General features: G+C 42.3%; 9 protein-coding genes. 3 read left to right on the forward strand and 6 right to left on the reverse strand.

Features of this window, described 5'->3' with window-relative positions; genetic code table 11:
- Positions 1–807: 807 nt before the first annotated feature.
- A complete protein-coding gene (locus tag DN068_RS18330) occupies positions 808–1,443 on the forward strand; it encodes a Crp/Fnr family transcriptional regulator (RefSeq protein ID WP_123985400.1) in 636 nt (211 codons plus the stop codon).
- A gap of 90 nt (positions 1,444–1,533) precedes the next feature.
- On the opposite strand, the gene DN068_RS18335 is transcribed toward DN068_RS18330, so the two are convergent.
- The 4 genes from DN068_RS18335 to DN068_RS18350 form a co-directional block, all read right to left on the reverse strand.
- Positions 1,534–2,472, reverse strand: a complete 939-nt coding sequence (locus DN068_RS18335) for a T9SS type A sorting domain-containing protein (protein ID WP_111000400.1) — start codon at positions 2,470–2,472, stop codon at positions 1,534–1,536.
- Between the two features lie 86 nt (positions 2,473–2,558).
- Entirely contained in the window at positions 2,559–3,023 is a 465-nt protein-coding gene (locus DN068_RS18340; RefSeq protein WP_111000401.1) for a hypothetical protein, read from the reverse strand.
- A 111-nt stretch (positions 3,024–3,134) separates the two neighbouring features.
- Positions 3,135–4,364 carry a hypothetical protein gene (locus tag DN068_RS18345; protein ID WP_123985401.1) on the reverse strand — a complete coding sequence of 410 codons (1,230 nt, stop codon included), beginning with the start codon at positions 4,362–4,364 and terminating at the stop codon, positions 3,135–3,137.
- Between the two features lie 265 nt (positions 4,365–4,629).
- Positions 4,630–5,103, reverse strand: a complete 474-nt coding sequence (locus DN068_RS18350) for a hypothetical protein (RefSeq protein WP_111000403.1) — start codon at positions 5,101–5,103, stop codon at positions 4,630–4,632.
- Between the two features lie 440 nt (positions 5,104–5,543).
- Between DN068_RS18350 and DN068_RS18355 the strand changes: the two genes are divergently transcribed.
- Both DN068_RS18355 and DN068_RS22540 read left to right on the forward strand, forming a co-directional pair.
- Entirely contained in the window at positions 5,544–5,753 is a 210-nt protein-coding gene (locus tag DN068_RS18355) for a hypothetical protein (protein ID WP_123985402.1), read from the forward strand.
- Positions 5,754–5,842: 89 nt separating this feature from the next.
- Positions 5,843–6,133 (forward strand): putative toxin-antitoxin system toxin component, PIN family, encoded by a 291-nt coding sequence (locus DN068_RS22540; RefSeq protein WP_165836449.1) that lies wholly within the window; start codon positions 5,843–5,845, stop codon positions 6,131–6,133.
- A 121-nt stretch (positions 6,134–6,254) separates the two neighbouring features.
- Here the strand turns inward: DN068_RS22540 and DN068_RS18365 are convergent, their stop codons facing one another.
- Both DN068_RS18365 and DN068_RS18370 read right to left on the reverse strand, forming a co-directional pair.
- A complete protein-coding gene (locus tag DN068_RS18365) occupies positions 6,255–7,097 on the reverse strand; it encodes an alpha/beta hydrolase (RefSeq protein WP_111000406.1) in 843 nt (280 codons plus the stop codon).
- A gap of 247 nt (positions 7,098–7,344) precedes the next feature.
- On the reverse strand, positions 7,345–12,033 hold the full coding sequence (locus DN068_RS18370) for an Ig-like domain-containing protein (RefSeq protein WP_111000407.1): 4,689 nt from the start codon (positions 12,031–12,033) through the stop codon (positions 7,345–7,347).
- Between the last annotated feature and the right edge of the window lie 26 nt (positions 12,034–12,059).

The following is a 12,059-nucleotide window of genomic DNA, read 5'->3' on the forward strand; positions in this document are numbered from 1 at the left end:
CCATATTTCAAAGTAGTGGTAATATTCCGACATTTTTATTTTGCTATACTTCCCTTCAGTTAATTAGAACAAGGAAAAAAACAAAAAAACGGAGATAAACACCACAGATCTCTTATTCTTTAATCATACCATCGAAAGCTTTGCAATGACGCTACCTTTTTTCTAGAACAAAGCATTGAAACATCAGATGAATTCGAAGGCACTATCCGTAAATAACCCATCAAAATATATTTTTAGGCAATACTGAAAACAAAAAGCAAGAATCTCTGCATTCGAAATGTAGACCACTGATGTAAATCCAGATAATTTAATAAAGAACGATGCCTTATTAAACCATAAACAAAAATGAAAGTCAAAAGCAATTCCGCCTGGCAACTATAGGCAAACAGCTCCCTCATTTTGCAGCAACTAACCGACTGCATTTCTTCAACCCGCGTTCAAATCCCGCTGCTGTGAGAACTAATATTTTATCAAATATTATTTGTAAATATAATTTGCCGCAAATTCATGCTTTCTAAAAAAATCATCTGATGTATTCGCCACAGAATGGCTTCCTTATTGGATTTTCTAATTTTTACACAACTTACCCAAGGGTAATTTTTAGGGATTAAAATTTGGCAATATTGGGAAACTACTATTTTTTTAATCAAAAATTAACATCTTAGTGCATGAAGAATTATTACAACCAACAATGACCAGGTAAATACAGCATCCGCATTCAAGCGAGAAAAAGTTAACCGAACAACCCACCTTGACCTATCAGCCCGCCCAATAAAGAAATGTTCATCCCATACAAAAAACACCTTAATGCTAAAAATTCAAGAACGGATAACAGAGTTTATCAAAAACTCTAACATCGATCTGAAAAGTAACCCGACAATAGACATTATAAAGATGATCATCGACACCGTTAATGGAGAAGAAGATGAATGCTTATGGTCTAAATTCGTAACAAGACGTTTCAGCAAGTGGGAAATAATCAAACATTACGACCGCATCGAGCGTTATTTAAACGTCATTGTAAAAGGCGCGGTAGGCACATTTGCCCGTGGCCCAAAGGAAGATATCTGCATTAATCTCACCTTCGAGAATGAGACCGTTACCGATTACCTTTCTGTATTACAACAAAAACCAACACCAATAAAAACAGTAGCACTCGAAGACTGCGAAGTGCTTTCCATATCACACAACGAACTGTACAAAGCCTATGAATCGAATCCTTACAATTTATACATCCCGAAGACGGGCGTTGAAATAATGTACATCAAAAAATACACGGAGCAGATCGATTGCCTGACGCTTTCTCCGGAACAACGTTATGAACGATTGATGGAGCTGCGTCCGCATATTCTGGAACGTGTACCATTTAAGATTATTGCTTCTTATTTAAAGCTCACGCCACAAAGTTTCAGCAGAATGAAGAGGCGCTATGAGATGAAATGAACGTCTACCAATACTATCGAATAAAAACAACAAAGCCGGAGTGTGATACTCCGGCTTTGTTGTTACTACATCGACATTGAAGGCAATATCTCACAATTTGACGAATCTTTTAGATACCATACTACCACCAGAACCAACTACTATTATATACGTCGCTGGAGATAAGTCTGAAGTATTAATATTTACATTACGATTAAAAATCCCTCTTTCGATACGACTACCATTAAGCGTCCAAATTTCATATGTGCATTGTTGATCACTTTGTATTGATAATGAAAGCTCATTGCTGACAACAGAGGCAACATTCAAACCCGGAATACTACTCAAGTTATCTACCCCCAATGAAGAGGCCCACCATGAAACATAAAAGCTATCAAGATAGCTTGCGCCTCCATTTCCGGAAAGAATCAATTTGACAGGCTCATTTGAATACGTATAAAAATCATTGCTTCCTGTGTAAAAAGTTCCATTTCTTACAAAGATCGGGGCGGCCAACCCGTCACTACCCAAATCAAATAGAGATATACTGCAAACATTCCCGTTGATGCTGACGTTTCCCTCAAGCTTGTACCAATTTCCATCAACAAGCGTGCCTCCATTGACGAAAGTGTAAGAACACGAGCCAGACGGACTGGCTATCGTTATAAGTTCCCGTTCTGCTGATATGCTTATGTAGCCCGTATGATTACACTGCATAATCTTCAATTCCACCGACGGACCATTTCCTTTGTTTTGAAATGAATATTTATCAAATTTAAAACAGACAGACATCGTGGTAGGCAACCGAGACAAATTTCCCAATTGATTAAAAACAGCTTCGCCACCGCGAGATGAAAGTTGCACGCCTCCTCCTGTAATACCCGTACCAGGTATTTGCACCAATCCCGCACGCGTCAAGGTAAAATTATTCACAAAGTCATTATCTGTTGCTGAGGTATAATTATCGAAGTTTATTGAACTCGATTGCATCTGCGCTTTAACAGAGAAAAAAAAGGAGCCGGCTAATAAAATCAGTAAAAGTCTTTTCATGAATAGGTGATAAAGTCTCGATAGCGCCGCCAAAATACCAAAATTATTCGGCAGTCTCTATTTCAAATTTAGACGACGAGTACGATTCACTTCGGCACACCATGAAAATACCGCACTATCTCGTGCATTTTCTTTCTGCTGATGTTGCACAATTCTTCCTGCTCAAAAATTAATTTGCCTGACAGATAAATATTCAACCGGTAAAAATTGCATTCATCTACTATTGTTTCCACCTCAAAACGCAAGTCTCTCACCGGAACGACTATATCCATAAAGGCTGCGTCCTTTTTTAAAAGTCTCAGGTGGCAGGTGGCATTTTCCTCGTCTACATCAATTGTATCAATCCAGTTCACCTCATATTCATGCCTGTCTACTATTCCAAAAAGAAAAAGAAACAAACCCGTGGCAAAACACACAATCAACACACCTGTCGCATCTGACGATACAGACAAAAGTACCAATGTAGACGCCATCAGCGCATCAGCCCAATAATAAACTCTCGGATATAAAAACCGGTCGGTAAAACTGATGTGGTCGTTTATTAGTTCCATAAAAAACAATTTATAGCCTGGTATGGCTTCCTAAACATACCAGCGGAACTAATATAACAGAAATATTACATTTTAAAAATAACAACAATATGTTACCCTCGCCATTCAATCCTATTTTCCGTAGATATAGTAAAACGTGAAACGGTAAACCAGATCATAATCATTGTTGGCTGCGCCATAATCTTTAGGACCGGCGTTTTTGTAACTATTGTACCAGATATTGGGCATCAGGTGTACATTTTTCACCGGCGTAAAATCGATGCCCGCAGTGATGAATTGTTCCTTTGTATTCGGGTCATACTGAGCCGTCAAAGGAGTATATTCTTTGTATTTACTGTTATCAATATTACCTGAAGGATTGTAGTTATCATAGCGGGCAAAGAAACCGAGCTTATCCTTGTAAATACGGCCACGCACAAACACGGAAACCGCCATAGCTTTGGTAGTGATCGTATCTTTTCCGTCGTTCAATGCGTGCGTGGCAACATTATCACCCATCAGACGATTGTAAAACGCTTCTACGCCAACTGTAAACCGGTCAGCGGAATAAGTAACAGCGCCTTTGATCATATTGCGATCATGATGAAAACCCGGATCCCAGTTTATACGGCTATAATCTGCGTATAGATCGACCAGCAGTTTTTTGTCAAGAAATTTACCGAAGACATCTCCATAAAAAGTTTTGAAAAGATCGTTTTCCGGCCTTGCACTGCTGCCGTTGCCCAACATCAGATCGTAACCATATTCATTTTTACCTACCGTATATCTGCCCTGCAGGCTTACGCCAAGATCAAAAGAAGGTGTACGGCGGATATCAGCTACTGTGCGCTCAATAGAACGATACCCCCACACCGTTTCAGTTGTCATCGGAAACGCAGGAGTGACTGCCTGACCAAGCACCAGATCAGTACCTTTAAAAATGCTTTTCCAGCGAAGATTCGCCAGTTTTATGTAGAGAGAAGCTTTTCCGTCTGAAAGCAGGTCACCTGTTGGAGGAAGCTGTGGCGCCGCGTTGTTGTCTTCATACGCGAGCAAAAACTCAGCAGAAAACTTCTGACTGATATCGTAGTTATATCCGAGATAGATGCGGCGGAATTCGAATGAACCATTGTCTTTCGGCACTTTTGTGTACTGATTATTACCACCACGGCCGCCCCCGACTGTATCCGCATGACTTTTAAACGCATAGTCGGCAAATACATAACCCCAAAGCTGCCCTTTTGCAACAAATGCTTTTTTACCGGCTGTATCAGCTGTATTCGTTGTCTGTGCAGTCGACGCTGAAGTACTTAACAACACTATAAAGCTCGCGCTGCAAACCTGAGTAAAGAATCTTTTCATTCAGCTGAAGTATGTAAAATTACCAGACAGAAGTCGTTGCCTCAAAACGCCTGGAGCCTGTTTTTGTAAAAAAGAGTAAAACTAAACAATAGTTTTATATTAAATAATCGTTATCCTTAAATAATTATTGCAGAATGAAAAACCGGGATTTACAGTAAAATCCGGGATCGGAAAAATCAGAAAACGGCACAGGAGAACCGCCCGAAAAATATAAACGCCCCGCGACTTTTTTATCGCAGGGCGTCCTGATAAAATATAAACCTTGTTATTGCAGCTGTGTTACATTCGTTGACAACTGAACGCTATCCACAAATCCTGCGTGAGAAGCATGATCTGCCACCCATACATTGTTACATGTAAAAGCAGGCTTGCCATTATTCATTTTTACCGTCAGAGTCTTATTATCGTTACCAGTGCTCCAGTAACTGAACAGCGGACTAAAAGAGGTAGCGCTGATGTTTACTTCATTATCTGCAAGCTCTTTGGTACTTACAATTTTATAAACGCCATTTTGAGTCGGGTAATTTTTGAAAAAAAATGAAACAGTCGCACCCGAATTGCCGGTAAAGGAGATTGCGTCATCGTTTTTCGTACTAGTAATTGCAGCGCTGTTTCCCTGGCCGGTCAGCACCCAATTATTATCCGCTACTTCCTGGTTCGTATTGTTGCTATCGTTTTTCTTGCACGACAGAGCCGTTACCACACACAAAGCCACAGCAATCAAAAGTTGCTTTTTCATTTTTTAATAATTGGAATGTTAAACTGAATACTCCCGTTTACCCGGGATCAAGCCTTAATACTGTCTGGGAAGGTTTCCTTAACTTATTGCGCCGCAAATTTACCGATTTACCGAAACCATTAATTCTGATTCTATTGAATCTACATTCAAATTTCATCCAAAACTGCCCGTATTCAGGCACTTTGAGTTATAAAATCCGCGGCGTTACGTTCCTTAAAATCATCTGATGTTTTCAGTAACCATTTATCCTATCGCTTATCACCCGCTGTCCCGCTATACGCTTTTACTCCGCGCTCGTCACCTCGCTGTGGGGTAACCGCTTCTATCGGGGTTATTAACTGAGCGGCCGGCGCGTTATTAAGCGTGCAAGCCAAAAACATGGCAACAAGAACAGCTTATTTGTTTTTCGTACCTTCAAAAAAAGATGTAAAATGCTAGTCTTGACGAATACTGATGAGGAGAAAGTAATTAGAGCGATTCGCGAAGTCCCGGAAAACATGCGAGAAAGTCTGCTAAAAAAACTACTCCGAATTGCAATATCAGCACAACTGAATGATATCGATAGCTCCACGAAAGCAAACAAAATAACCATGGAAGAGATCGTTAAAGAAACCCGTATTGTTAGAAAAAAGCGTCATGAAAAAAACTAAGTATGTTTTGGACGTGAATGTTTGGATAAGTGTTTTGTTGGGAAAAAAATTGCAGGAATTATATACGAACATCATCGAGAAAGACATTGGTGTGCCCAGAACTCCTGGAGGAGCTAAGTGAAGTAATCGCACGACCAAAATTTAAAAAGTATATTTTACAGGATATTGGCCACATTATTGAATCAATCACATTATTTACCGAAATGGCGGTCGCGCCGGCACCGTATCCAGAATGCCCTGATCCCGACGATGCATACTTATTTGCATTGACTAAAGCTAACAATGCAATTCTTGTTACTGGCGATAAAGCATTACTTAATGCAGCATTATCCGACATAAAACGCACCACATTCACAGAATTCAAAAACTTCTTTAAATAATTGGCAGCTTTACTCAAGACCAGCTTTTTAAGAAAACCATTTATCCGCTTGGCGTAACATAAAAGAAAAGACGCCCGACTTCCGTCACGCGCCTTTTTACTCAAAACAGTTATTAGCAGTATTAATTCGTCCTATCATTCAGCCAACCAACAATATCATTCATCACCACTTCTTTATCAATATCGTTCAGCAAATCGTGATAGTGCCCTTCGTAGAACTTAAGGGTTTTATCGCCTGATGAAGCGTTATCATGAAAGTATTGACTGCCGCTCGGTTTAGTAGCTTTGTCTGCGGTGCCATGCAAAATCAGCAACGGCAGATTTACACTAGCAGCTTCCGCTTTAATTCTTTCGTCAGCAAGAACTAGTTGCTGCATTGTTTTCGTTGGCTGCACTTCATGCGCAATCAACGGATCATTGTTCATAAAAGCCACCACGTCCGGATTGCGGGAAAAATCTTCGTTCTTCAATTTTACTACGTGTGCATGTGGAAAAACATGACTAATGCCTTTCAATACAGCCAATGCGAAATCCGGCGCCGGCACCTGGAATGCAAAGCTTTCACAAATAAAGCCTTTCAGTTTATTTTGATTACCTAAAGCATAGATAGCTGACAATACGCCTCCGGCGCTGTGGCCCAACAAAAATACAGGTAAGCCCGGATTTGCTGCCTGCGCGATGTCCACCAATTTATTCAGCTCAGTCACAAACGCATTGTAGTCACCGATGTAATAACGTTCGCCATCAGAATTTCCTCTTCCCGGAAAATCGATTGCATAGACTTCATAATTCTGTGCGGCCAATTGCTCTGCCGTCCATTGATAATAGGCACTGTGTGAGTTAAAGCCGTGTGCAATCACGACCTGGGCTTTGGGCTGGCCTGTAGCTTTCCAGTTCCTGTAAAACACCTTCATTCCATCTTCCGAAGCGAAAGTATTTGTTTGTGGTTGAGTGTTTGTTTCCATGAGAAAACTTTTTTGCTGTTGAAGTTTTAGCAATTGTATTGATTTTTTTTGTCATGCAAAAATTAATAACATGGACTGAGACAAAAATGTTGCAAAACAGGCCATTAGAGAGGCGATATACGATGCTCTTCTTTCGTTTTATCAGAACAAAAATGAAAGAAAAAGGCCGGATGTAAAAACACCCAGCCTATCTCAGAACTTGACCTTTGTTTCTGATTTGAACCCAATTTTCACTCAAATCTTTCAGCTATTGCTTCATAATTTTTGTTTGACGAATTAATGTGCCATCATTACTATACAACTGCAGAATATATAATCCTGTAGCGTATGACGAAACGTTGATCCAGTGTACATCCTGACCGGAGAATATCTCCCGCCCGTCTACGGTATAAAGTATTGCTTTTGTTGCCGCTGGCATCTCAATATGGATCATATCGGAAACCGGATTGGGATATACCTTAACGTTTTCATTGGCATTCACCTCTGGTATCATCGTAGGCCATACATCATATACCAACGACTTATTGGTACATCCATTGGCATCGGTAACGACCACATAATACTGACCAGTAGCTGCCGGTGTATATGCATAACCAGTTGCGCCTGCTATAATCTGTGTACCTTTCAGCCATTGATAAGCGGCATAACTTCCCGTTTGTAGTATACCCTGCACATTTGCAGTAACAACAGGCTGCGGCAGTGGAAACACACTGATCTGCTGCGGTGTGGACGAAACAGCACACACCCCTTCCGATACTTTCACGGTATAAGAACCATCTTCATTAATCATCAACATACTATCGGTAGCCCCGCTAATAGCCGATCCGTTTTTAAACCACTGATAGGCGTAAGCCGTATCTGTAAAGGCTTTGAGCAATACACTATCACCGCTGCAGAAATTAAGCGGATTATTCGCCGAAACGATTGCAAATGGAACCTGATTCACTTGTACGGTTACTGTATCATAAGAAGCACAACCATTATTTATGCCACCACTTGTATCGTGCGCCTGCAAATAATACTGCGTCGTAACGTTTGGCGTCAGTGCTACGGTGCCGCCAGTTTGTCCGATAGGATCCCAGTAATAGCTATAGCCACTATTGGTTGATGTAGCAGAGAGATTCACCGTCTGACCGAGACATACACCGGGCGTATCTGGCGTGAAATGTACAGCTGGCGCAGGTATGATGTTTACCGGAACTGCAATATGCTGTGCCTCACAACCGCCGCCACCGATTTTCCATTTGTAGAAATAGTAATAATAAGATGAAGACGCACCGCCAGTGTAAGCCGATGTTATCGACACCAGGTTTGGAATGGTGTATGGATACGTAAAACCGGTGTTATAATCTCTGTTAAGATAAGTCATACCTGTAGCACTCGTCACCACAAGACGGTAATTGGTACCAGGCTGTATACTGAAATTTAATGGTACTGTGTTCGCAATTCCCGGAGCAGCTGTAACATTTACACTTGCTGTTGCAGATTGAAGCACTGTACCAGCGCTATTCTTAAGCGCAATGGTAATAGTCCCCGATCCTACACTGCCCTGCGGATAGACATCCACGCTTTGCAGTATAAACGGAGCATAAGCAGTGAACATCAGACCAACGTCGGAGAAACCATTATTACCTGTCGTCGCATTTACCGGAACCAATGAACCTACCGTCTGTACCGGTGTGCCTGATGAAGCGGCTGCCACATAATAAGTAGTGCTGTTATACAGGAAAGGCGTTGTATAAGTGTTGCCCGTGTCTATTGGCATCGTAGCCGTCGGGAGATCAAACCATCTCATAACAACACCCGACATTGGCGCTACTTCCAGCACAGCTGTACCTGGTCCGCAACGTGGTGTAACCGTGATACCATTTATTGCAGGATTGAATACCGGCACCATAAATACAGTTCCTGTTGTATACAAATTTGAGAACTGACAAGTATCGATTACTCGATAATAAGTAGTATCTGTCAATGCAGGAGTTATGTAGTTAAGCGAATGCGCACCCGCAATACTCATCCACGGACCCAAAGGTGATGCAGACTGCTGCCATTGATAAGTCATACCAGCAGCGTTATTCGGATCGGAAGCGCTCAGCCAGATTGTATCGCCTACACAACGCGGCGTTGCGAAAGCCGGCGTGCTCACTACGGTTGCCACCGGCTGACCGTTACAATTTTCCATTCTTGCTGTTTGTAATCCAAAGCCAGTAACGGTTGGCGCATTTACAATCTTACGATTCACATCTACTGAACCCGGTGTTGTAAATGTATTCCATGCTTGCCCACCTACTTTTTCGGTTAAATGCAACGCATTTTCAAGGGTTACACTACCCACCCAGGATGGCTTGTAATAGATTTCTGATTTATATCCGGTAGCAGTTCCAGTCGCCTGCAGACTATCATAGAAATACATGAAAGAGCCTGCCGGGAATGATGGCGGCAACGTTCCTGCATATTGGCGCAGTTTTAATACTGATGGCACAGTGCCTGATGCCCATGTCAGAACTGCAACGGTATCTTGTCCGAATGTATAAACCTGTGCCGTACCCGCTGCCGGAGCTGCCGGCGTGGCAATTGCTGCAGGCGGGGCCACAGTTGGCGTAAACTCATATGGACCGATATCCGGCACACCTGCTGTTGTTAAAACAGGACGGGCATTACCATTCATGTCAACATTATTACCTGCAACCTGCACGCCATGTCCGTTCAAAGACCAGCTTGCCGTATCGGCCGGATTCGGTGCGAGGTTCGTAGTACTTGTGAAACCTGGTCGATAGCTGATTGAATACCGATCGAATCCTGTAGCGGCACGCCATGCATTCAATGTCGTATAAGACGCCGCCGGACTGGCCATGTAAAACAAGTTAGTTCCTCCTCCATAAACGTTGTTGTAGTTTACATCAACGCCAGGAATGACCATGTATACCGCCAGCGGATAACCAGTTGTGCCTGCACTGTAAAAAATATTATTGTACACATTTACATTGGTGTAAGTAGCACTGGAATTATAGATATAGCCGGCATAGTTGGTAGACCCTGTTGAATTGGAGTAAAAAGTATTGTTCAGAATATCGATATTCCCGGAGTAATAATTGCGCAATCCATATACCGTTGACGAACCGCCCACTGATACAATATTATTCTTTATCGTCGTCATCGTATTGGTCGTATAGTTAGAATAATACGGCTGTAATCCATAACAGGTGGAGGTAATACCAGTCAACGTTATTTTATTGTTCGCAATCAATGCAGGTGCAGTGTTTCCGTCGCAGTAATAATAGTAGATACCATAAGCGGTTGCTGCAGAAGATACCGTAACCGTATTACCGGTTATCTCCAGCGCATCGTCGCAATAGCCGGTATATATAGAATAGAACGTACCGCCGGAAGTAGTACGCGTTACCGTGTTATTCCGCACTTTCAGATTGTCTGTATAATATGGATAGATGCCGTAGTAATAAACATTCGTCACTGTGTTGCTGTCAATTACACAACTATCAGTAAGTGCAGTTGTACCAGTGCCGCGGTAGTAGATACCATAATATCCGTTCGTAATTGTGTTGCCGATGATACGGTTTTTATCTCCTGTAACGGAAGCATAAATGGCCCCAGTAGTTGTTGCTGTCGCTGTTGAAGGAATTGTAAAGACACATTTGCGTATTGTATTTTCAGCGGAAGTACCGTCCATCGTTACACAATAACCATAAGTAGCACTTGCCGCAGCAAAGGTGATATTTTTCAGCGTTACGTACGACGAAGAGGAAAGTTTGAAAATGTAGTTGGCAGCCGTCGTGTTGGTATAGCCAATGGTTACATTCGCAGCATTACCGGTAGCCGAGGTAAAAGTGATCGTGTTGACGGAACTTGCGCCGGAAATAGTATTTAACGCTACCTGTTCTGTATAAGTTCCGCTGTTTATATTCATCGTTACCGGACCACAAACGCCATAGTTATTCAATGCATTGACAGCCGCTGCTATTGTCGGATAATCAGCAGTAGCACCGCCTACCGTATAAACGCCATTTAGCGCCGCACCCATTGTACGACTCACAGTATCATCTGCGTTGTATCCGTCCGCCACATTGTTTGGCATAGTGGTCCATGCTTTGATCGTGTGTGTTGTATTACCGGTAAATGCCACGTTACCGAGCGTAACGATCGCAGTGTTTCCTCCGGCGCCGCCGAATGTATCAAGCAGACTCGTATAGTTGACCTGCGTCTGCGCCACACCATCAACAGTCCACGATATTTTAACCGGTTGAATCTGATTTAATCCATAGTTGGCAATCTTCACTTTTACGGGATAAGTACCCGCACAGAAATTATTAGGATCTGTTATTGCTACAGCAGCCGCGTTATTATTTACCGGCGGAATCCAATCAAAACCAAAATCCACCAGGCCCGTACCAGCACCTGTCGGAGCCGCACCTATACTGGTTCCCCACTCCCTGCGACTGCCACCACTGCTATTCTGTGGAACCGAAAAACTGGTGGTATACGCGCTGTTAGCAGCATCAAATACAAGATTGGAAACACCATCATAAAAAAATGGGGTCTGTAGTGTAACTCCGATCCAACCATTTAATGCTACCGCTGATATGGTGTAACTAGACGCAGAAAAAACCGTAGTCATCGGTGTAAACCATGCAGCTGAAGAAGTAGTCGTAGCAGTAGTTGTCCCCAGCCGAATCACAAAATTAGAAAGCGTGGTACTAGTAATAGCTGTTGCCGTTTTGATGTACACTTTGGTAATAAAACCTTGCTGCGGCGCAGTTGAAAAATCCGTCGGATAGTACAACCACTGTACACGGTTCGTTGTGCTGCCAAAAGGGAAAACATTGGCGGAAGTGCCGCCTGTCACGGTATATTGCTGTGCATTGGCCGCCACCAGAGTCAGCAGCAATGACAACATAGAAAGAAATATCTTTTTTATCATGGTAGTTTTTTTGAAAATTGTTTCTG

Source organism: Taibaiella soli (assembly GCF_003236175.1).
Lineage (GTDB): Bacteria > Bacteroidota > Bacteroidia > Chitinophagales > Chitinophagaceae > QKTW01.